Raw genomic sequence first — 22,046 nt, 5'->3', positions numbered from 1 at the left:
TGTCAGGTAGGGAGCAGGAGGTAAAGGCGGCACCTCTGGACCGTTGACCCGATGCATCGTCGCCTGCACAAACAGATGCTTGACGCCCCATCAGAACGAGCGTCAAATGAGCGTCACGAGCGTCATTTCGGCGTCAAGATATCGCCCGTAACGCCCACACCGCACATAATGTGCACGGACAAAACCGCAGGTCAGACGCCCTTCCCTGCCTTCTCAAGGATCGCCACGCACTCCACATGGTGCGTCATCGGGAACAGATCGAACGCCTGCATCCGCCGCGGTACGTACCCCGCCTCGCGGAAGTAGGCCAGGTCGCGGGCGAGGGCGGCGGGGTCGCAGGCGACGTAGGCGATGCGGCGGGGGGTGAGGGAGGCGAGGTGGGCGACGGTTTTGCGGCCGGCGCCGGCGCGGGGTGGGTCGAGGACGATGAGGTCGGCGGTGGTGATGCCGGTGCGGGGGAGGATCTGCTCGACCTTGCCGTGTTCGATGCGGACGCGGTCGAGGTCGGCGAGGTTGTGGCGGGCGTCCTCGGCGGCGCGCTTGCCGGATTCGACGCCGAGGACTGCGCCCTTGTCGCCGACACGTTCGGCGAGCGCACCGGCGAAGAGGCCGACGCCGCAGTAGAGGTCGAGGGCGGTGTCGCCCTTCTTCGGCATCAGGCCCCGCATGACGGCTTCGACGAGGACGTCGGCGGCCTTGGGGTGGACCTGCCAGAAGCCGCCGTTACCGACGCGCCAGGTGCGGTCGGCGGCGCGTTCGCGGACGAAGGGGCGGCCGTGGACGCGGTGGACGCCGCCGTCCTTCTCGTCGACGCGCAGGACCGAGACCGGCTTGTCGAGTTCGACGATCGGCAGGCGGCCGCCGGGGCGCGGGGTGAGGACGACCTGGCGGTCGTTCGAGCCCGTGGCGGCGATGGCCTCGACGGTGGCCATCTGCGGCCAGGTGCGCTTCTCGATGCCGAGTTCGGTGACGCCGGGGGCGGCGATCAGGCAGTGGTCGACGGGCTGCACGTCGTGGGAGCGGTGCTTGCGCAGACCGGCGTGGCCGTCGGCGTCGACGGCGTACTGGACGCGGGTGCGCCACGCCGGCACCTCGCCCTTGGCGACCTTGTCCCCGGGGGCGGGGGCGACGGTGCCGTCCCAGCGGGCCTCCTCGGGGGTGAGGCCGGCGAGACGCGCGAGCTGTTCGGTGATGACGGCGCCCTTGAGGCGGCGCTGCGCACCGGGCGCCGCGTGCTGCCAGTCGCAACCGCCGCACTTGCCTGGGCCGGAGAACGGGCAGGGCGCCTCGACGCGGTCCTTGGACGGGGTGTGGATCTCCACGGCGTCGGCGCGCAGGAAGCGGGCACCCTCGGCGCCCTCGGTGACACGGACCGTGACACGCTCACCGGGCAGCGCGTGGCGGACGAAGAGGACCTGGCCCTCGTCGGTGCGGGCGATGCAGTGGCCGCCGTGGGCGACGGGGCCGACCTCGACCTCGTACTCCTCGCCGACCAGCGACTTCTCGGATTCTGTCTGCATGGCGGGCGAAGCTCCAAAGGGTGGGGTCGGCGCGGCGGAGCCGCGGCCGGGTACGGCGGACGACAGCCTTCGATTCTACGTGCCGTCGCGCCGTGCCCCGTGCCGGGCGCATGTCGCGCGCCCGGCACGGCCCCGGTCACTTGCGGGGTGCGGCCTTGTCCTTCTTCGGCTGGCTGACCGGACCGCGGCGCACGGCGCCCGGCGCGTTCCACTCGGCGCGGCGGCGGGCGCGCTTCTTGGCCACCTCGGAGGAGTCCAGCTGCCAGGGCACGGAGGTGACCATGACGCCGGGGGTGAACAGCAGCCGGCCCTTGAGGCGCAGCGCGGACTGGTTGTGGAGCAGATGCTCGTACCAGTGGCCGACGACGTACTCCGGGATGTAGACGGAGACGACGTCGCGCGGCGATTCGCGGCGCAGCGACTTGACGTGGTCGACGACGGGGCGGGTGATCTCGCGGTAGGGGGAGGCGAGGACCTTGAGGGGGACCTCGATGCCGCGGCGTTCCCACTCGGCGCGCAGCGCCTTCGTATCGGCCTGGTCGACGTCGACGCTGACCGCCTCCAGGGTGTCGGAGCGCATCAGCTTGGCGTAGTTCAGGGCCCGCAAGGTCGGCTTGTGGACCTTGGAGACGAGGACGAGGGAGTGCACCCGGGAGGGGCGGACGATGTCGTCGTCGGGGGTGTCCTCGGCGGCGATCTCCTCGGAGACCCGGTCGTAGTGGCGGCGGATCGCGGTCATCGTGACGAAGAAGATCACCATGCCGAGGAGGGCCACCCACGCGCCGTGGGTGAACTTCGTCAGCAGTACGACGACGAGGACCAGACCGGTGAGGGTGGCGCCGAAGGCGTTGATCGCCCGGGAGCGGTGCATGCGGTTGCGCGCCGCCGGGGACTTCTCGGTGCGCAGATAGCGGTTCCAGTGCCGGACCATGCCGATCTGGCTGAGCGTGAAGGAGACGAAGACGCCGACGATGTAGAGCTGGATCAGCCGGGTGGAGTCCGCGCCGTAGAGGTAGACGAGGACGGCGGCGGCTCCGGCGAGCAGCACGATGCCGTTGGAGAACGCGAGGCGGTCGCCGCGGGTGTGCAGCTGACGGGGGAGGTAGCGGTCCTGGGCGAGGATCGAGCCGAGCAGCGGGAAGCCGTTGTAGGCGGTGTTCGCGGCCAGGAAGAGGACCAGCGCGGTCGCGGCCGCGAGGATCACGAAGAGGAACGAGCCGTGGCCGAAGACCGCCTCGGCGACCTGCGAGATGACCGGGTTCTGGGTGTATCCGGAACCGACCGGGTGGCCGTGGTCGAGCAGTTCGGTGGCGGGCTTCTCGGCCATCTTCACGCCGGTGGTCATGGCCAGCGCGATGATGCCGCAGAACATAGTGACGGCCAGGCCGCCCATGAGGGCGAGGGTGGCGGCGGCGTTCTTCGACTTGGGCTTGCGGAACGCCGGGACGCCGTTGGAGATTGCCTCGACGCCGGTGAGCGCGGCACAGCCGGACGAGAAGGCCCGCAGCAGCAGGAAGACCAGCGCGAAACCGGCCAGCCCGCCCTGTTCGGCGTGGATGGTGTAGCCGGCGGTGGGTGCCTTCATGTCGTGGCCGAGGACCAGTCCGCGGAAGGCGCCCCAGAGGATCATGAGAAAGACGCCGGCGACGAAGACGTACGTCGGGATGGCGAAGAGCTTGCCCGACTCCTTGACGCCGCGCAGGTTCATCAGCGTCAGCAGGACGATGACGCCGATCGCGCAGAGCGTCTTGTGCTCCACGACGAAGGGGATCGCCGAGCCGAGGTTCTCGACACCGGAGGCGATGGAGACGGCGACGGTCAGGACGTAGTCGACCAGCAGCGCGCTGGCGACGGTCAGGCCCGCCTTGGGTCCGAGGTTGGTGGTGGCGACCTCGTAGTCGCCGCCGCCGCTCGGGTAGGCGTGCACGTTCTGCCGGTACGACGCGACGACGGTGAACATCAGCACCACGACGGCGACCGCAATCCACGGGCTGAAGTGGTAGGCCGACGCGCCCGCCACGGACAGCACCAGCAGCACCTCGCCCGGGGCGTAGGCCACGGATGAGAGCGGGTCGGAGGCGAAGACGGGGAGAGCGATGCGCTTGGGGAGAAGGGTCTCGCCGAGCTTGTCGCTGCGCAGTGCGCGCCCGATGAGGATGCGTTTGGGCACGTCGGTCAGTTTGGACACGCAGAGGATGCTAAGCCTTCGTCCGGGGCGCGGCCCACCCGCCACCCGCCTCGCGGAAGTGCCGGGCTGCGGCCGCGCGGCGCCCTTCCGGGGCCTTCACCTTACGCGCACAGCTCCCTCACGGTGCCCGTACGGGCTCAGCCGGTGCGCCAGGTGCGCTTGATCCCGTCCCAGCGGCGGGCCTGCTCCGGGGTGAGGCGGCCGCGGAGCTCGGCGAGTTTGAGGAGGTTGGCCTCGGCACCGCCGGTGAGCGTCTGGGCCTCGGCGCGGTAGTGGTCGTCGAGCAGCGCCTCGGTCTCCGTGTCGTTCATCACGGGCACCAGCCGGGCAGCGATCTTGTTGGTGTTGCGGTACGAGCCCTGGAGCAGGAACGGCGGCTCGGTGCGGGTCGCGTCGGCCTGCGCGGCGGAGTCGATGTACGCGCGGTTGACGGCGAGGACGGTCTCCTGGACGCGCAGCAGGGTGCGCAGCACGGCGAGGATCTGGTCCAGCTCGGCGGGGGCGTAGGGGTGGACGAGGCGGTCGGCGTGGACGGTGGGGTCGCGGCGGGCGAGGCGGATGAGCAGGTCGGTGTCGGCACGGTCGCGGGTGGCGAGCGGCGCGAGGTGCGGGTTGGCGGTCAGCGCGTTCTCGATGTGGGAGAGAGCGAACAGCTCCTCCTTCCCGGCGAGGACGTCGCCGAGGTTCCACACGTCGGCACGGTTGGCGAGCATGTCGGGCAGCCGGAAGCGGTGGCCGGACTCGGTGTAGGGGTTACCGGCCATGGAGACGGCGAACCGCTTGCCGCGCAGGTCGTAGCTGCGGGCCCGGCCGTTCCAGACGCCTTCCATGCGGCGCTGGGCGTCGCAGAGCGGGATGAACTTCTGGAGGAGTTCGGGCGAGGTGTGCTGGATGTCGTCGAGGTGGAGGAGGACGTTGCTGCCCATCTCCAGGGCGAAGGAGATCTTCTCGACCTCGCGGCGGGCGGCGGCGTCGGGGGCGGCCGCCGGGTCGAGGGAGGTGGTGTGCTGCCCGAGCGCGGGGCCGTCGACCTTGACGAGGACGAGTCCGAGGCGGGCGGCGACGTACTCCAGCAGCGTCGTCTTGCCGTAGCCGGGCGGGGACAGCAGGAGCAGCAGGCCCTGACTGTCGGTACGGCGGTCGTCGCCCGCGGTGCCGAGCTGGGTGGCGAGGTTGTCGCCGATGAGCGGCAGGTAGACCTCGTCGATGAGGCGGTTGCGGACGAAGGCGGGCATGACCTGGGGGCGGTAGGAGTCCAGGCGCAGGCGGCGGCGTTCGGCGTCGAGGAGCGCGGTGCGGTGCCGGGTGTAGGCGCGGTGCGCGGGGACGCGGTGGGTGCGGAAGGTGCGGGTCCGGTCGAGGAGTTCGTCGAGGCGGAGCGGGAGGGTGCCGTCGGTGAGGGCCGGGTGGCTGCCGAGGAGGCCGTCGACGGTGCAGCCGACCGGGGCGTCGACGGGGCGGCGGGGCAGGTCGGGGCCGCACAGTTCGATGGCGGCGGCCTCGGGGAGGTCCGCGCGCGGCGCGCCGCGGTCGCCGGCGTAGCCGCCGAGCCAGGCGGTGACGAGCTGGTGGCGGGCGGCGAGGTCGTCGCCGAGGGCGGTGAGGTCGTCGGCGTACTCCTTGACGGCGGCGGAGCCGGGGCCGCCGAGGGCCTGGCGGAAGCCGGTGAGGAGGTCGCGGGCGGCGGCGCCGGTGGTGAAGCGGGGGCTGCCGTCGGCCAGCTCCTCGAAGAGGTACGTGCCCAGGGGGGCGAGGTCGTCGGGGGTGGCGTCGGACGCGGGCACCCCGGGTGTGTCGGCGCCCGCCTCGGGGGCGAGCCCGCTCAGCCCGGACGTGGTCAGGAAGGCGAGGGCGGCGCCGGTCAGCTCCGCGGCGAGGTCGGCGGGGCCGGTACCGCGGCCGAAGCGGGCGCGGGCCCGGGCCAGGGAGTGGGCGCGGGTGGCCCAGGCGGTGCGGGCCGCGGGGCCGGTGCCGTGGTGCCAGAACAGCTGGGCGGCGGCGCGGGTGGCCGGGGTGAAGCGGAGCAGTCCGGCGCCGGCCCGCAGCCGCAGCAGGGCGTCGAGGACGGCGGTGGCGTCCAGGTCGTGGACGCCGCGGTCGTACCCCTCGTCGTACCGGGCCTGGGCGGCGGCGCGTACCAGGTCGGGCAGGGTGCCGTCGGCCCGAGCCGCGTACAGCCCTTCCAGGGTCAGGCCGTCGTGGCCGGTCTCGGCGCGGTCGAGGAGGAGGGCGGCGAGGTGTTCGGCGCGGTAGACGGCCGGGGACTCGGAGGCGAGGGGCTGGTCGCGGAATGCCTGGAAGGCACCGTCGGCGGTGAGGCGGGCGTCGTCGGCCGGGGCGCGGTAGTCGGTGCCGGTGACGGCGAAGGCGAGGCCGTCGCCGTGCGGGACGAGGGTGAGGTCGAGGGGCTGGGTGTGGACGGCGAAGCGGTGGCGGCCCAGCCGGAGGGTGCCTTCGGGGCCGTAGAGGTCGGCGCGGTCGCGGAGCGCGCGGACGGCTTCCTGGCGGGCGGCGGCGAGGCGGCCCTCCAGCTCTCCGGCGCGTACCGGATCGGCGAGGGTGCGCAGTTCGGCGGCGGTGGCGCGGACCTTCGCGACGAGCGGGTCGGTGGCGAAGTAGGCGTGGATGTCGTCGGCGGCGGCCAGGGCGCGAGCGCGGCGGGTGACGGTGGCGAGGACGCGGGCGGCGGATTCGGCGAGCCGGTCGGTGTGGCGGGCGCGGGCGTCGAGCTGGGCCTGTTTGCGGGCGGCGAACGCCTCGTGGATCTCATCGCGCCGCTCCGCGATCCGGGCGAGGCGGGCGTCCTGCACCTCGTCGGCACCGCCGTCGGGGCCGCCGAAGCGGGCTTCGAGGTCCTCCACCTGGAGGAGCAGCGCGGCGAGCTGGGCGTCGCACTCCTCGGGGGTCGCGGCGTCGGCGAGCGCACCGGCGACGGACTGGCCGAGGAGGGCGAGCCGGGCGGCGAACTCCTCCTTGCCCTCGGTCTCGGCGAGGGCGCGGCGGCGGGCGTCGAGGGTGGCGCGGGCGCGGTTGACGGCGCCGAGGACGTCGCCGATGCGGCCGAGGACGGCGGTGCGGACGGTGGTGTCGTCCAGATCGAGGGTGGCGACGATGTCGGTGACGGTGCGCAGGCCCTCGGCGACCTCGTCGATACGGGCGGTGAGGGCGGCGGCGTCGGCGACGGTGGCGAGGGCGGACGCCTCGTCGGTCAGCGCGGCGACGGTGCGGTGGGTGGCGGCGAAGGCGTCGTCGGCGGCGAGGAAGGCGACGGCGCGGCGGGCGGTGGCGGCGAGGTCGTCGGTGAGGGTGGCGGAGAGCGTGTCCAGCGCGGCGAGGTCGACGTAACGGACCTCGCGCAGGCTCTCCAGGCGGCCCTGGGCGCGGCGCAGGGCGGTGAGGTGGCCGACCCAGGCGGCGGCGCCGTCGGGCTGTTCGCCGCGGACCCGCCGGACCAGCGCGGTGGTCTCGGTGGTGGCGCGCTCCAGCTGGTCCGCGGCGCTTTCGCGGAGCGCGGTGACCCGGGCGAACTCCTCGACGACCTGCGTGGCGGCCGCGCCGACGGCGGCGAGGGGTTCGGCGGGCGCCCCGAGGCCGGGGTCGGTGAGCCAGTGGTGGGTGTCGGCGGCGCGGGTGGCGGCCGCCGCGAGGGCGTCGAAGACGGCGGCGGACGGCTCCATGCCGGCGGCCATCCGGGCCACGCCGAGCAGGTCGGCGATGCCGGAGACGAGTTCGGCGTTGCCGACGCGGGCGAGCGGTCCGTCACCCTGCGGGCGGGCTGCGGCGTGCGCGTCGGAGGTGAAGGGGGTGCGCCAGATCTGCAGCGGGTGGACGCGGGTCGCCTCGGTGCCCGTCTCCCGCAGCACGGCGAGGGTGCCGTCGTCGAAGAGGGCGTGGCCGCGGCCGGTGAGCGGGGCAGCGGCCTCCTCGCGGATGACGTTGTACGGCAGCAGCAGGGTGTGGCCGTCGGCCGGGCGGCGGAAGACGTAGAGGACGTCCTCGCCGTTGGGCGAGCGCACCGCGCGGGCGAACTCCAGGCCGTCGGCGGCGGTCCCGAAGAGCTTGGTGGCGCCGGTGGCGAGGTGGTAGCCGCCGGGGAAGACGAGGCCCTGCCCGTCGGGGAGGGTGCGGCAGGCCCGGCCCACGGCGTCGATGCGGCGGGCGGTGCGGGTCCGTGTGTGGTAGACGAGGCAGCGGACGGCCTCCTCGTTGTACGGACGGATGCGCAGCAGGATCAGCGGGCCGGTGCGGGCGTGCTCCACCTCGGCGTCGGCGAGGGACTGGAGGGGTTCGTCGACGGGCTCGCTGTGGATGCCGTCGGGGGTGGTGGTGTCGTTCTCCGCCTTGAGGGTGAGGCGGCCGCCGGAGACGGAGACGTACACGGCGCCTTGGACGGCGATGTGCGGGTGGCGTCCGGCGACATGGTCCTCGCGGGTGGCGGGGGTGAAGGTGACGTCGTGAGCAGGCGGGTCGGTGAGGTCGCGTTCGCCCTGGTCGTCGAGGTAGGCGGGGGTGCCGTCGGCGGCCAGGCGCCAGCGCAGCACCCGCAGGTCGCCGGGGCGCTCGCCGGTGCGGAAGACGGCGAGCAACAGCGCGTCGGTGCGGCGCAGTTCGCGCAGCCGGGCCTGACGGTAGTAACGGTGCAGCTCGCTGACGTCGCGGCGGAAGCGCGGGTCGTCGAGGAGGCCGGGCAGCGCGCCGGGAGCGGCCGGGGCGAGGGCGTCGCCGTCGCGGCGGTACAGCGCGAAGACGTCATCGGGTCCGGGCTCGGTCACGGTGGCCGGCGGGTGGTGGCCGAAGAGCAGATGGCCGCCGACCTCGACGACATCGCCGGGCAGACAGGGCGCGGCGCTCTCCAGCCGCCCGGTGGCCCGCAGTTCCAGGCCCGCACCGCCGAACTCCTCGGTGCGGCGGGCGTTGAGGGACCGGGCCCGCTCGGCCAGCTCTCCCGCGGCGGCCAGCAGCCGGTCGCGCAGTACCTCGTACGTGCCGTCGCCGGGCGAGGCGTCCGGCGTGCGGTCCGCCGGGGCGTCCGGTGCCTGCTGCGCGCTGTCGGTGTTCACGTTCTGGCTCTCCCGGTTCTCTCCCGGTGACCCGGCACCGCTGCCGGGCCACCGGGCTGCTGACGTCGTACGGGCGGACGGGGCGGACGGGCGGACAGGCGGACGGGGCGGACGCCCGGCGGGCCGCGGCGCCCACCCCGTTCCCCGCCCCGTTCCCCGCCCCGTGCGGGCTACGCGACCGGTGCCGCGGAGCCGTTGACGGCGGCGGGGCCGTCCGGTGCGGCGGCGGCGAGGCCACCGAGGTCGCCGAGGCGCAGACCGTCCAGGCCGTGGGCGCGGACCGCGTCCAGCAGGCCACGGAGCGGAGCGGCCTGCGGACCGCCGCCGGCGATGAGGCGGCCGAGCGCCGCGGCGAGGGTGAGGTCGCGTAGTCCGGAGGCGCCGAGTCCGCCGAGCATCGCGCCGAGGTCACCGGTGAACGTCGAGTGCTCCTTGTCGAGCCACGGCGCCGCGACGGTGCGGACCGTCTCGGAGCGGTCGACGAGGGCATCGAGGCCCTTGGCGGTGCCGATGGAGCCGACGACCTTGTCGAAGAAGGCGCTCTCGCCGCCGACGATGTCGATCCGGGCGTTCTCCAGGCCGGTGGCGAGCACCGTCGCCTGCGCCTCGGCGACCTGCCGCCGTACGTCGAGCTCGGCCATCCGGATGTCCTTCTCGGCGGCGAGCCGCAGCCGGTACTCCTCGTGCTCGCGGCTCGCGGCGTCCAGCGCGGCCATCGCCCCGGCCTTCTCGGTGAGCCCGGCGGCCTCCGCCTTCAGCTTCTCGCCAATGGCGACCGCGTCGGCGTGCGCCTGCGCGGTGGTGCCCTCCGCCGCGGCCAGCGCCTTGGCGCGGGCGCCCTCCGCCTCGGCCCGCAACAGCGCCGCGGCGGCCTCGGCCTCGGCACGTCCGGACCGCTCGATGGCCTCGGCGTTCCGCTCGCGGACCTGGACCTCGGCGAGGCCGGCGGCGGCCGCCTCCGCCTGCGTGCCCTCGGCGAGCCGGATCTTGGCCTGGGCGTCCAGCTCGGCGGTCTTGTGCCGGGTCTCGGCGAGGGTGACCTCCTCGGCGGCGCGGTGGATGGCGGCCGCCTCCGCTGCCTCGGCCGCCTTGATGTCCTTGACCAGCCGCTCCTGTGCCTCGGCCTCCGCCCGGATGATCAACGACTGCCGCTCGCGCTCCGCCTCCTCGACGGTGCGCAGCTTCTTGATCTCCTCCTCCTGCGCGGCGACGGTCTTCTCGACGGCGATGCGCTCCCGGATGACGTCGGCGATCTCCCGCTTCTCCGCCTCGATCTCCTTGTCGGCGGCGATCCGGGTCAGCTGCGTCTCCCGTTCCCGGGCGATGACCTCCAGCAGGCGGTCCTTCTCGATGCGTTCGTTCTCGATGGCGACGATCCGCTCGCGGTTCTTGACTGCCACCACGACCTCCCGCTCGCGGTTCTCGTTCTGGATGCCGAGCGCCTCCTCCGTCTTGAGGTGCGCGGACTGGGCCCGCAGCCGCTCCTCGGCCTGCACCCGCGCCGTCTCGGCCTCCTCGCGCGCCCGGACGGTCTCGATCTCCCGCTGCTGCTTGATCTCCGCGTCGACCTGGCGCCGCTGGAGTTCGAGGACGGCCTCGCGGGCGTCGACGTTCTGCCGGGTGATCTCCTTCTCCTCGTGGCGCTGGAACTCGTTGGTGCGGACGTGCTCGATCGCGGTGAGTTCGGTGATCTTGCGGATGCCCTGCGCGTCGAGGATGTTGGCGGAGTCCAGCTGCGACAGCGGCGTCTGCTCCAGGTAGTCGATGGCCGCGTCCTCCAGGCTGTACCCGTTGAGGTCGGTGCCGATGACCGCGATGATCCGGTCCCGGAACTCGTCCCGCATCGTGTACAGGTCCTGGAAGTCCAGCTGCTTGCCGACGGTCTTGAGCGCCTCGGAGAACTTCGCGGCGAACAGCGCCTGGAGGGTGCTGTCGTGGCTGGCGCGTTCGGTGCCGATGGCCTGGGCGACCTTGACGACGTCCTCCCTCGTCTTGTTGACGCGGACGAAGAAGGCGATCCGGATGTCGGCGCGGATGTTGTCCTTGCAGATCAGGCCCTCGTGTCCGGTGCGGCCGATCTCGATGGTCTTCACCGAGATGTCCATCACCTCGGCCTTGTGCAGCACGGGCAGCACCACCGCGCCGGTGAACGTCACCTCCACCTTGCGGTACTTGGAGACGATCAGCGCCTGACCCTGCTGGACCTTGCGGTAGAGGCGGGTGACGGCGAAGACCGCGACCAGCACGATGAGGACGGCTACGGCGACAGCTACGCCGATTCCTATGGTGAGGGCATCCATCGATACATCCCTGTGTCGATTCGGGAGGGTGGCGACGCGTGGGGCCCGGCGCGCGGTGTGCGACAGCGCGCCCAAGGGCGGGCGGGGAGTGGTGCGGCCGGACGGCCGCGGCTCAGGCGACGGGTTTGTGCGGGTCCAGCGCGCCGTCGAAGGGCACGACCCGGAAGAACTCGCCGTCGGCGTCGTAGGCGTAGATGAGGGCGCTGCTGCCCGCAACGAGTCCGCTCTCGTCGGTGCGGACCTGGACGACGGCGGTGGAGCCGTCGTCGGCGCGGACCTCCGCCTGACCGAAGTCGGCGGCGACGCGGCCGGTGCGTACGGTGCAGACGCGGCCGATGAAGTCGTCGCGGGAGGCGACCTGTTCGGGCGGCAGCAGGCGGCGGGCGAGGCGCCCGGCGAGGTGAACCCCGGCCCAGGACACCGCGAGGGCGGCGAGCAGCGTGGCGCCGCGCGCGGGCCCCTCGGGCGTCAGCGCCGCACCGGCCAGGCACACCAGCCAGGCGAGGAGCAGTCCGAGCGACAGCGATACCGTCACTGGCAGTCCGGCGCCGGCCGCATCGTCGGTGCCGGCGTGGCCACCCTCACCCCCGTCGAGGATGTGCACGCCGACGCCGCCGAGCAGAACCAGCAGCCAGTACCCGGCGACGACGATCAGGGCGAAACTGAAGAGCGCCGCCGGAAAGGCCAGCGCGGCTCTCAGAAAATCGGCCATGATCGTGCCCCCGTTGTGCTGCCGATGGCGGTACCGCTGTCGATGTCCGCATCGTGGCAGCAGAACGGGGCCGGACACATTGCCGGTTTCCGGCAATCTTTATGCGTTCTTGATGGCCTGTTATCGCCATGCGACGTGCCGGGTGCGCGGGGCGGCCCGGCGCACCGTCACAGCGGGGTCCCCGGCCAGCCCAGCGCGCGGGCACCCAGCGCCGCGGTCTCCAGCGTGAAGCGCTGCAGTCCGTCGGCGGGGTCGTAGCCGGTGAGGAACTTGATGCGCTCCAGGCGGTACGAGAGGGTGCGCACGCTCACCGACAGACGGCGGGCCGCCTCGGCGTTGACATACCTGGCCGCGGCGCACGCCGACAACGTCTCCAGGAGCGGTTCGGCGCCGCCGCGTGCCTCGGTCAGCGGGCCCAGGACGCTGCGGACGAGGTCGGCCATGGCGGCCCGGTCGCGCAGCAGCACCGGGAAGACCAGCAGGTCCGCGGCGCGCAACACGGGGGCGGCCAGCTCCAGTTGCTCGCCCAGCTCCAGGGTGCCGAGCGCCTCCTCGTAGGAGCGGACCACTCCCCCGGCGCCGCTGTGCGGGCGGCCGATCGCGACCCGCCGGGCGCCCTCACGTCCGGCGGCCTCGCTGCGGGCGGTGGCCGCGAAAGCTTCCAGGAGGGCCGGATCGGCGCTGGCGGCGATGCAGATCAGCCGCCCGCCCTTGGTGGTGATCAGCGCGTCCCGGTCGCCGAACCGGCCGATCAGCTCGCGCTCCACGCGTCCGGCGACGGGGTGGACGTCGTCGTACGGGCCGGTCCCCTCGGCGACCGCGACGGCGTGCGCGCGGGCCAGCCGCAGCCCGAACCGCTCCGCGCGTTCGGCCAGCCGCCCCAGATCGCTGCGCCCGTAGAGCAGATCGTCGATGAACTCCCGGCGGGCCGCCTCCTCCTCCCTCACCGCCAGCCGCGTCGCCCGCTCATGGCCCTCGCCGAGCGCGGAGACGGCCGCCTCCACGGCGCCGAGCAACGCGTCGCCGGTGCGGGCGCGTTCGGCGACCCCTGCCGCGCGGGCGACGCCAGGGAGGGCGCCCCAGAGCCTGCGGGTCTCACCGAGGTAGAGGCCGACCAGCTCCCGCAAGCCGTACCCCGCCTCGGCGGCCCGCTCCCCCAGAGCGCGCAGCGCCTCCCGCTCGGGGCGGTCGAGCGCCCGGCCGGTGGCCGAAACCTCGCCGAGCAGGGCGGCGTAGCCGTCGAGGAACCCGTCGGGTATCGCGGCAGGCGTGCGGCGGCTCACCGGGCGCCGCCGCGCCGTGCACCGGTGGCGCCGCCGCCCCGTCCGTACCGGCCCACGGGCCGCTCTCCCCCGTACCGCTCCACCACGTCGCGCACTCCCCACACCTTCCTTGCCGGATCCCGGACACCAGGATGCCCTCAATCCTGCCGGATCCCGGAAGCGGCCGGGCGCCGGCCCAGCAGATCGCCGAGCCCTTCGCGGGTGGCGGCGAGGAGCACCCGGTCCTGCGGGCGCAGGACGTAGGTGTCGCCGAGTTCACGGACGAGGCGGGCGGGTTCGCGCTCCCTGCCGTCCGGTTCGGCGGGCGCGGCCTCCGGTCCGGCGGCGTCGGGCGCGGAGGTGTCCACCGCCAGCACCCGCAGCCGGCCGGGGCGCAGCACCTCGGCGACGGTGCGGCCGGACAGCTCCGGATGGCTGCGCGCCTCGACGCGGGCCACCAGCAGCACGCGGCGCTCGACGGGGATGGCGCCGATGATCTGACGTCCCATCAGTGCACCGGCGAAGGCGGGCGCCGCGAGGAAGGTGACGCTGCGGCTGCGGGTAAGGGCCCGCGGATGCGCGGCGCGCAGGGTGCGGTAGACGGCGGTGGCGAACCGGTCGTCGAACAGCCGCAGCGTCACCCGCAGCCGCGGGGTGAGCGAACGGGCGTAGAGCGCCGCCTCCAGATTGGTGGAGTCCACGCTGGTCAGGGCGAGCAGCGTACGGGCCCGTTCGATCTTGGCGGCCTCCAGGACGCCCTCGTCGGTGACGTCGCCCAGCACGACCGGCACCCGCAGACGGCGGGCGAGCGGGATGCCCCGCGCCTCCGGGTCGGCCTCGACGCACACCACCGGGATGCCCAGTTCGTGCAGCCGGGCCAGGACCCGGGTGCCGACCTTGCCCAGGCCCAGCAGCACGACATGGCCCGACAGGCCGCGCGGCGGGCGGCGCAGCGCGGCGGCGCTGCGGAACGTGCCGAGCGCCTCCAGCACCGCGGCGATCAGCACCGGCAGCAGCAGCAACCCGGTCAGCCCGGACAGCAGTTGGAGGACCTTGCGGGCGAGCGGTTCGTCGACGGCCGGGTCGTTGATGGCGAACAGGTCCAGGAGCGAGAGATGGACGGCGCGCAGCGGGGGTTCGCCGGTGGTGAGGGTGGAGGCGACGGCCAGCGCCAGCACCGCGCCGACGATCCCGGCGATCGACCAGCGCAGCCGGGGCGAGAACAGCGAGCCGAGCGGGGCGCCGCGGCCACGCAGCGCACGGGGCCGCACCTGGCGGCCCCCGTAGGTGACGGTCTCCAGGACGACGCGGCTGCCGCCTGTCTCCCCCGCCGCGGCGACCGCCTCCTCTCCGGGCAGCATCACCGGCCCGTCGTCGTCGCCGCGGGACGCGCCCCGGTGGCGGCCGGCGCGGTGGCCGTCGTCCGGGTCGTCGGACGGTGACAGCAGCGCGAGGGTGCACAGCTGGGCGCCGGCGCCCCGGCCCGGCGCGTCCGGGCCGCGCTCCACGGCGCGCAGCAGCAGGCCGTCCGCCTCGATGACCTTGCTGGTGCCGGCGACGGCGGTGGCCGCGAGGGCGGGCGCGACGGTGTCGGCGTCGGAGAGCACGGTGGTCGACGCGTCGATCCACTCGGCGTCCGCCGGGTCGGTGCCCGTGGCGACCGCCGCGGCCTGGTCGAGCAGCGCCTCCACGTGCTGGCCGAGCTTGCGGTTGTAGAGCCGGATGACCAGCCTCAGCCGGGGGTTGAGGCGGCGGGCGCGCAGCGCGGCGTGGATGTTGGTCTCGTCGTCGTCATAGACGAGCGCGAGCGCCTCCGCCCCGGCCACCCCCGCCTCGATCAGCGTCGCGTCGTCCGCCTCGGCCGACTCCAGGATCCGTACGGTCTCCTCGGGCGGCACGCCGTCGTCCGCGCCCGGCGCGTCGGACGGCAGCAGGGAGGTGCGGGCCATCGCCGCGGTGACCCGGCCGAGCAGCGCGGAGGCCCGGCCCAGCCCGCGCAGCGACGGTGGAATGCGGGGCCGGTGCGGCTCTCGGGCGGAGGGCAGGACGAGGGTGACGCGTTCGCGGTAGACGTCGCGGAGTTCGGCGGCGATGCGATGGGCGAGGGCGTCGTCGCCGCAGACCACCATGGCGGGCGAGGGCGGTGACGGTGGGGACGACGGTGCGGACGGGCTCTGGTGCGGCAGGTGGGGCACCCGCGTAGCGTGCCTCATGATCACCGAACGGCGCATCCGGTCGCGCGGGCTCCGGATCGGCCGTGGTGCGTGGATGGCCGTGGCGCGTGGGTGTACGGGGCGGGCGTGGGCCGCATGGGGCGGGCGCCAGGCCGCTACAGGGCAGGCACCAGGCCGCACGGGGCGAGCCGCACGGAGCGGGCACCGGTTCGTACGGTGCGGGCACCCCGGGCCGCATGGGGCGGGGCACCAGGCCGTAAGGTGCCTCGCCGGCGTACGCCCGCGCTCGCCGCCACGTATCCGGAGTCCTGTATGCCACTTCGCTCGGTGGCCGTCGCCTCACCGACCGCGCACACCACCCTTCCGGGGCGCCGCGAGGCCCCCGCGGATGCGGGCGGCACCGGCGTTGACGCTTAAGCTCGTCCCCGGGCGGCGCCGTACGCGGTGCGGCCCGTTGTTGCCCGGTAAGCGGAGAGAGAAGAGTGAGCAGGGTGTTCGTGCGGGTCGGCGGAGTGACCAGGACTGCGGGGTAGGTGGACGTGCACATCGTCATCATGGGATGCGGGCGGGTCGGTTCCGCGCTCGCCCAGACCCTGGAGAGCCAGGGCCACACCATCGCCGTCGTCGACCAGGACCCGACCGCGTTCCGCCGCCTCGGCTCGTCGTTCGGCGGCCGCCGGGTGACCGGCGTCGGCTTCGACCAGGACACGCTGCGCGAGGCCGGGATCGAGGAGGCGGGCGCGTTCGCCGCGGTCTCCAGCGGCGACAACTCCAACATCATCGCCGCCCGGGTGGCCCGCGAGATGTTCGGCGTCGAGAACGTCGCGGCCCGGATCTACGACCCGCGCCGCGCCGAGGTCTACCAGCGCCTGGGCATCCCCACCGTCGCCACGGTCCGCTGGACCGCCGACCAGATGCTGCGGCGGCTGCTGCCGTCGGGCGCCGAACCGCTGTGGCGCGATCCGAGCGGCGGCGTGCAGCTCGCCGAGGTGCACACCTCCCCGTCCTGGGTCGGCCACAAGATCAGCAAGCTCCAGGAGGAGACCGGCGTCCGCGTCGCCTTCCTCACCCGGCTGGGCGAGGCGATGCTGCCGACCTCCCAGACCGTGCTGCAGGAAGGCGATCTGGTGCACGTCATGATGCGCACCGACGACGTCGAAACCGTCGAGGCGGCATTCGCCGAAGGTCCCGAGGAGGCCCACGCATGAGGGTCGCGATTGCCGGAGCCGGCGCGGTGGGCCGTTCCATCGCGGGTGAGCTGCTGGAGAACGGTCACGAGATCCTGCTCATCGACAAGGCGCCCACCGCCATCTCCGTCGAGCGGGTGCCGCTCGCCGAATGGCTGCTGGCCGACGCCTGCGAGATCACCTCGCTCGACGAGGCGGCGTTGCAGCGCTGCAACGTCGTCATCGCGGCGACCGGCGACGACAAGGTCAACCTCGTCGTGTCGCTGCTCGCCAAGACCGAGTACGGCGTGCCGCGGGTGGTCGCCCGGGTCAACAACCCGAAGAACGAGTGGCTGTTCAACGAGGCGTGGGGCGTGGACGTCGCCGTCTCCACGCCGCGCCTGATGTCCGCCCTCGTCGAGGAGGCGGTGAGCGTCGGCGACCTCGTACGGCTGCTGCGCTTCAGCCACGGCGACGCCAACCTCGTCGAGCTGACGCTGCCCCCGGAGGCGGCGCTGGCCGGTACGAGGGTCGGGGATGTGGACTGGCCGGAGGACACCTCGCTGGTCACCATCATCCGCGGCACCCGCGTCCTGACGCCCAACAAGGAGGACGCGCTGGAGGCGGGCGACGAGCTGCTGTTCGTCGCGGCGCAGTCGCGCGAGGAGCAGCTGGAGGACCTGCTGTCGGTCCGCCGCAAGGACGCATAGCCGACGCGCATACGGCGAAGGGCCCGGGAACCGTGGTGGTTCCCGGGCCCTTCGGGCGTTCCGGGGCAGCGCGCCGGCCGGGTCAGCGGCGGTGGCGCGGACCGTCCGACGGCACCCGCCGCCCCGTGGCCGCGCGCTCGGCCTTCTCCGCCTTCTCGGCTTCCTCGGCCGCCTCCATCTCCGCGAACACATCGATGGGCGGCGGCGCCTTCGCCAGGAAAACCCAGGTCAGATAGACCGCCAGCAGGAACGGCGGGATCTTCAGCGCGATCAGCACCCAACCCAGCTGCGCCGTGTCCGCCCACCAGTACAGCGGGAAGAGGATCGCGCACTTGGCGAAGAGGATCAGCCCCCATGCCCAGCTGGCCTTGGCGTACGCGGCCTTACGGCCGGGGTTGCGGGTGCGCCAGGAGAGGTTCTCCTTGAACACCGGTCCCAGGATCAGCCCGATCAGCGGCGCCCCCGCCACCGTCGTGATCATGTACGCCAGCGCCAGGCCGAGGGTGTAGATCATTCCCGGCAGATAGAAGTCCTTGGCGTTGCCGGTCATCATCGCGAAGACGACACCGAACGCGACGCCGAAGACGCCGCCGAGGGCGTGCTTGAGGGTGTCCTTGCGCACCAGCCGCACCACGGCCAGCACCAACGACACCGCCAGCGCCGCGATCGCCGAGGACTTCAGGTCTTTGTTGACCGTGAAGATCGTGACGAACAGCAGGCCCGGCAGCACGGTCTCCACCATGCCCCGCACCCCGCCGAACGCCTCGAACAGCGCCGCCTCGGTGACGGCCCTGCTGTCCCCCTCCGGGCCCGGCCCTCCGGCGGGGCCCTGCGGTGCGCCCGGCGCCCGGCCGTCGGACGGCTCGGCGGTGTGCACCGCGGCGGGCGGGTGGTTCGGGGATGCGTCAGTGGTCGGTCGGTCGGTCGACGTCACCGGCTATTCCTGTCCGAGCGGTCGGAGTTCGTACTTCGGATTGAAGAGCACCCGGCGTCCGTGACTCATCGAGACACGGCCCGAGGCGATGAGCTTGCGGCCCGGCTCTATGCCGACGATGGAGCGGCGGCCCAGCCACACCACGTCGAGGGCGGCCGAGCCGTCGAACAGCTCCGCCTCCAGCGCGGGCACCCCGGCGCGCGGCCGCAGCGTCACATGCCGCAACGTGCCGGTGACCTTGACGATCTGTCGGTCGTCGCAGTCGGATATCCGGGTGCAGCCCGTCGCCTGTGTGTCCTCCCGCAGCTCGGCGGACTGCAGCTCCTCCTCGGAGGACGACAGCCTGTCGAGCATCCGGCGGAACCGGCCGGCCGGCTTCTCGGATCGGGTCCCAGCACTCATGAACCCAGCGTACCGGTGCCCACCGACACCGCTCACTGCATGCGCGCGGCCGGGCACGGGGCGCGCGGGACGGACCGCGCCCGCCTGGCACGGGGCGACGCGCACGGGGCGCACCCGCCCGCGCCTACGGCTACGGCTACGGCTACGGCTACGGCTACGGCTACGGCTACGGCTACGGCTACGGCTACGGCTACGGCTACGGCTACGGCTCGAAGCGATACCCCATGCCCGGTTCCGTGACGAAGTGCCGTGGATGCGACGGGTCCGCCTCCAGTTTGCGGCGCAGCTGCGCCATGTAGACCCGCAGGTAGTTGGTCTCCTTGCCGTACGACGGCCCCCAGACCTCCTGCAGCAGCTGCTTCTGGCTCACCAGCCGGCCCGCGTTGCGCACCAGCACCTCCAGCAGATGCCACTCCGTAGGTGTCAGCCGGATGTCCCGGCCCCCGCGGTTGACCTTCTTCGCCGCGAGATCGACGGTGAAGCCCGGCGTCTCGACGACCACGTCCGCCTCCGCGGACCCCGTCGGCTCCGCCCGGCGCACCGCGGCCCGCAGCCGCGCCAGCAGCTCGTCCATCCCGAACGGCTTGGTGACGTAGTCGTCGGCGCCCGCGTCCAGCGCCTCGACCTTCTCGTCCGACGTCTGCCGGGCGGACAGCACCAGGATCGGCACCCGCGTCCAGCCCCGCAGCCCCTTGATCACCTCGACGCCGTCCATGTCCGGCAGGCCCAGGTCCAGCACCACGACATCGGGATGGCGGGCCGCGGCCAGCTTGAGAGCCGTGGCCCCGTCGGGGGCCGCGTCGACCTCGTACTTGCGCGCCTTCAGGTTGATCACGAGGGCCCGCACGATCTGCGGCTCGTCATCGACCACGAGCACCCGGTTCACTGACGTTCTCCTCGCGATGTCGGGACCCCGGGCACCCGGCCCGGGGAACGGAAGGGGGGACGGGCGGCTACCGCGCCGACCGGACCGTACGAGACGGGGCCGGCCCCCGCGGCGCCCCTGGGCGCGCCGCGGCCTTCAGGCCGCTCGCCCGCCCCGCTCATGCGAAGGCCCCGGCCGTCGAGGACCGCGGCCCGGCGGAGGACGGCCGGTCCTCCGCCGCCCGCAGCGTGAGCACCATCGTCATCCCGCCACCCGGGGTGTCCTCCGCGGCGAGCGTGCCGCCCATCGCCTCGGTGAAGCCCCGCGCCACGGCCAGCCCCAGCCCCACGCCCGCACCACGCGGCGCGTCGCCGTACCGCTGGAACGGCTCGAAGATCCGGTCCTTCGCCTCGTCCGGCACGCCCGGCCCCCGGTCGACGATCCGCAGCTCCACCCGGTCGCCCAGCGCACTCGCCGCCACCAGCGTCTGCGCCCCCTCCGGGCTGTACTTCACGGCATTCTCCACCAGATTGGCGACCGCCCGCTCCAGCAGCCCCGGATCGACCGCGACGATCGGCAGCGCCTCCGGGATGTCCAGCGTCACGCTGCCGTCCGGCACACCGCCCAGCGCCATCGGCACCACCTCGTCCAGATCGATCTCCCGGATCAGCGGGGTGACGGTGCCGGTCTGCAGCCGCGACATGTCCAGCAGATTGCCCACCAGGTGATCCAGCCGGTCGGCGCCCGCCTCGATACCTGCCAGCAGCTCCGCCTCGTCCTCCGGCGACCAGGCCACGTCGTCGGAGCGCAGCGACGTCACCGACGCCTTGATCCCGGCCAGCGGGGTCCGCAGATCGTGACTGACCGCCGCCAGCAGCGCCGTCCGGATGCGGTTGCCCTCCGCCAGCTCCCGGGCCCGCGCCGCCTCCCCCACCAGCCGCTGCCGGTCCAGGACGACGGCGGCCTGCGCGGCGAACGCCGCCAGCACCCGGCGGTCCTCGGCCGGCAGCACCCGGCCGCTCAGCGCCAGCGCCATGTGGTCACCGACCGGCACGTCGACATCCGCATCCTCCGGACGGCGCAGCGGCACACCCTTCGCCGGTTCGCCGACCTGCCCCGCGCACGTCCACGGGTCGACATCGCTGTGCCGCTCCAGCAGCGCCACCGCATCCATCCCGAACGTCTCCCGTACCCGCTCCAACAGCGCGTCCAGGCTGGTCTCACCGCGCAGCACACTCCCAGCCAGGAACGACAGGATCTCCGACTCGGCCCGCAGCCGCGCCGCCTGCTGGGTGCGCCGCGCCGCCAGATCCACCACCGACGCCACCGACACGGCCACCGCGAAGAAGATCGCGATGGCGACGATGTTCTGCGGATCGCTGACCGTCAGGGTGTGCGTCGGTGGCGTGAAGTAGAAGTTCAGCAGCAGCGACCCGACCGCCGCCGACGCCAGCGCCGGGAGCCGCCCGCCCAATAGCGCCGCCATCACCGTCAGGAAGAGGAACAGCAGCACGTCGTTGGCGAGCCCCGGCCCGTCGTCCACGCGGTACAGCAGCAGCGACAACAGCATCGGCGCCGCCACACCGACCAGCCACCCGGCCACGATCCGCGCCCGCCCCAGCCGCGCCCCACGCGCCACCGGCAGCCCGCGGCCCTTCGCGACCTCGTCGTGCGTGACGATGTGGACATCGAGGTCAGGACCCGACTCCCGGGCGACCGTCGCCCCCACCCCTGGCCCGAACACGTACTGCCAGCTCTTGCGGCGGCTGGAGCCCAGCACGATCTGCGTGGCGTTCACCCCTCGCGCGAACTCCAGCAGCGCCGCCGGGATGTCATCCCCGATGACATGGTGGAACGTCCCCCCGAGGTCCTCCACCAGCGTGCGCTGCACGGCAAGTTCCTTCGGTGACGCGGACGTCAGCCCGTCGCTGCGCGCGATGTAGACGGCGAGCACCTCGCTGCCCGACCCCTTGGCCGCCATCCGCGCGGCGCGGCGGATCAGCGTACGGCCCTCGGGGCCGCCGGTGAGTCCGACGACGATCCGCTCCCGCGCCTGCCACGTACTCCGGATGGAGTGCTCGGCGCGGTACTGCTGCAGATACTCGTCCACCCGGTCGGCGACCCACAGCAGCGCCAGTTCGCGCAGCGCCGTCAGATTGCCGGGACGGAAGTAGTTCGACAGTGCGGCATCGACCTTGTCCGGCTGGTAGATGTTGCCGTGCGCCATGCGGCGACGCAGCGCCTGTGGCGACATGTCGACAAGCTCCAGCTGCCCGGCACGCCGCACCACCTCGTCCGGAACGGTCTCCTGCTGCCGGACGCCGGTTATCGACTCGACGACATCCCCGAGTGACTCCAGATGCTGGATGTTGACGGTCGAGATCACCTCGATACCGGCTTCGAGCAGCTCCTCGATGTCCTGCCAGCGCTTCTCGTTGCGCGAACCGGGCACGTTGGTGTGGGCCATCTCGTCGACCAGCGCGACCGCGGGACGCCGCGCGAGCACCGCGTCGACGTCCATCTCGGTGAAGGTGGCGCCGCGGTACTCCATCTCGCGCCGCGCCACCTGCTCCAGGCCGTGCAGCATCACCTCGGTACGCGGCCGGCCGTGCGCCTCGACGAACCCCACGACGACATCCGTACCGCGCTCCACACGCCGGTGCGCCTCGGACAACATCGCGTAGGTCTTGCCGACGCCCGGCGCCGCACCGAGATATATCCGTAGCTTGCCGCGTGCCATGGCCCCATTGTCT

At 73.3% G+C, this 22,046-nt stretch carries 13 protein-coding genes; 2 read left to right on the top strand and 11 right to left on the bottom strand.

Going from position 1 to position 22,046, the window contains the following annotated elements; all coding sequences use genetic code 11:
* Positions 1-191: 191 nt before the first annotated feature.
* The 7 genes from ACFWWQ_RS05450 to ACFWWQ_RS05420 form a co-directional block, all read right to left on the bottom strand.
* Positions 192-1,520 carry a class I SAM-dependent RNA methyltransferase gene (locus tag ACFWWQ_RS05450; protein ID WP_384590488.1) on the bottom strand — a complete coding sequence of 443 codons (1,329 nt, stop codon included), beginning with the start codon at positions 1,518-1,520 and terminating at the stop codon, positions 192-194.
* Positions 1,521-1,656: 136 nt separating this feature from the next.
* A complete protein-coding gene (locus tag ACFWWQ_RS05445) occupies positions 1,657-3,708 on the bottom strand; it encodes an APC family permease (RefSeq protein ID WP_384590485.1) in 2,052 nt (683 codons plus the stop codon).
* Positions 3,709-3,845: 137 nt separating this feature from the next.
* Entirely contained in the window at positions 3,846-8,768 is a 4,923-nt protein-coding gene (locus ACFWWQ_RS05440; RefSeq protein WP_384590482.1) for a DNA repair ATPase, read from the bottom strand.
* Between the two features lie 170 nt (positions 8,769-8,938).
* On the bottom strand, positions 8,939-11,068 hold the full coding sequence (locus ACFWWQ_RS05435) for a flotillin family protein (RefSeq protein ID WP_384590479.1): 2,130 nt from the start codon (positions 11,066-11,068) through the stop codon (positions 8,939-8,941).
* A gap of 112 nt (positions 11,069-11,180) precedes the next feature.
* Positions 11,181-11,780 carry a hypothetical protein gene (locus ACFWWQ_RS05430; RefSeq protein ID WP_384590476.1) on the bottom strand — a complete coding sequence of 200 codons (600 nt, stop codon included), beginning with the start codon at positions 11,778-11,780 and terminating at the stop codon, positions 11,181-11,183.
* Between the two features lie 167 nt (positions 11,781-11,947).
* Positions 11,948-13,063, bottom strand: coding sequence for a PucR family transcriptional regulator (locus ACFWWQ_RS05425; RefSeq protein WP_384590473.1), 1,116 nt, complete (start codon positions 13,061-13,063; stop codon positions 11,948-11,950).
* Between the two features lie 137 nt (positions 13,064-13,200).
* The gene (locus ACFWWQ_RS05420) at positions 13,201-15,171 is read right to left on the bottom strand and encodes an NAD-binding protein (protein WP_384590960.1); all 1,971 of its coding nucleotides are present in this window, start codon (positions 15,169-15,171) and stop codon (positions 13,201-13,203) included.
* Between the two features lie 584 nt (positions 15,172-15,755).
* On the opposite strand from ACFWWQ_RS05420, the gene ACFWWQ_RS05415 reads away from it, so the two are divergent.
* Together ACFWWQ_RS05415 and ACFWWQ_RS05410 are read left to right on the top strand one after the other, a co-directional pair.
* On the top strand, positions 15,756-16,424 hold the full coding sequence (locus ACFWWQ_RS05415; RefSeq protein ID WP_345087011.1) for a TrkA family potassium uptake protein: 669 nt from the start codon (positions 15,756-15,758) through the stop codon (positions 16,422-16,424).
* Positions 16,421-17,092: a TrkA family potassium uptake protein gene (locus tag ACFWWQ_RS05410; protein WP_030285300.1), complete on the top strand. Its 672-nt coding sequence runs from the start codon at positions 16,421-16,423 to the stop codon at positions 17,090-17,092. Before ACFWWQ_RS05415 ends, ACFWWQ_RS05410 begins: the two co-directional genes overlap by 4 nt.
* Positions 17,093-17,174: 82 nt before the next feature.
* On the opposite strand, the gene ACFWWQ_RS05405 is transcribed toward ACFWWQ_RS05410, so the two are convergent.
* The 4 genes from ACFWWQ_RS05405 to ACFWWQ_RS05390 all read right to left on the bottom strand — a co-directional run bounded on the left by ACFWWQ_RS05405 (position 17,175) and on the right by ACFWWQ_RS05390 (position 22,033).
* Positions 17,175-18,026 (bottom strand): DUF3159 domain-containing protein, encoded by an 852-nt coding sequence (locus ACFWWQ_RS05405; protein ID WP_384590469.1) that lies wholly within the window; start codon positions 18,024-18,026, stop codon positions 17,175-17,177.
* Between the two features lie 3 nt (positions 18,027-18,029).
* Positions 18,030-18,428: an OB-fold nucleic acid binding domain-containing protein gene (locus ACFWWQ_RS05400; RefSeq protein ID WP_078654088.1), complete on the bottom strand. Its 399-nt coding sequence runs from the start codon at positions 18,426-18,428 to the stop codon at positions 18,030-18,032.
* A 202-nt stretch (positions 18,429-18,630) separates the two neighbouring features.
* Positions 18,631-19,314 (bottom strand): response regulator, encoded by a 684-nt coding sequence (locus ACFWWQ_RS05395; RefSeq protein WP_384590466.1) that lies wholly within the window; start codon positions 19,312-19,314, stop codon positions 18,631-18,633.
* 157 nt (positions 19,315-19,471) lie between these two features.
* Positions 19,472-22,033 carry a DUF4118 domain-containing protein gene (locus tag ACFWWQ_RS05390; RefSeq protein ID WP_384590463.1) on the bottom strand — a complete coding sequence of 854 codons (2,562 nt, stop codon included), beginning with the start codon at positions 22,031-22,033 and terminating at the stop codon, positions 19,472-19,474.
* Positions 22,034-22,046: the final 13 nt, after the last annotated feature.

The sequence above is a fragment of the Streptomyces sp. NPDC059080 genome, from assembly GCF_042739975.1.
Taxonomy (GTDB): domain Bacteria; phylum Actinomycetota; class Actinomycetes; order Streptomycetales; family Streptomycetaceae; genus Streptomyces; species Streptomyces benahoarensis.
The sequence above is the reverse complement of the archived record's forward strand: the minus strand, read 5'-3'. Positions and strand labels throughout refer to the sequence as shown.

Excerpts from the sequence above, each read along its gene's own strand:
- ACFWWQ_RS05450 (WP_384590488.1), bottom strand. The coding sequence starts at position 1,520 with ATGCAGACAGAATCCGAGAAGTCGCTGGTCGGCGAGGAGTACGAGGTC.
- ACFWWQ_RS05435 (WP_384590479.1), bottom strand. The coding sequence starts at position 11,068 with ATGGATGCCCTCACCATAGGAATCGGCGTAGCTGTCGCCGTAGCCGTC.
- ACFWWQ_RS05430 (WP_384590476.1), bottom strand. The coding sequence starts at position 11,780 with ATGGCCGATTTTCTGAGAGCCGCGCTGGCCTTTCCGGCGGCGCTCTTC.
- ACFWWQ_RS05420 (WP_384590960.1), bottom strand. The coding sequence starts at position 15,171 with ATGGTGGTCTGCGGCGACGACGCCCTCGCCCATCGCATCGCCGCCGAA.
- ACFWWQ_RS05410 (WP_030285300.1), top strand. The coding sequence starts at position 16,421 with ATGAGGGTCGCGATTGCCGGAGCCGGCGCGGTGGGCCGTTCCATCGCG.
- ACFWWQ_RS05400 (WP_078654088.1), bottom strand. The coding sequence starts at position 18,428 with ATGAGTGCTGGGACCCGATCCGAGAAGCCGGCCGGCCGGTTCCGCCGG.
- ACFWWQ_RS05390 (WP_384590463.1), bottom strand. The coding sequence starts at position 22,033 with ATGGCACGCGGCAAGCTACGGATATATCTCGGTGCGGCGCCGGGCGTC.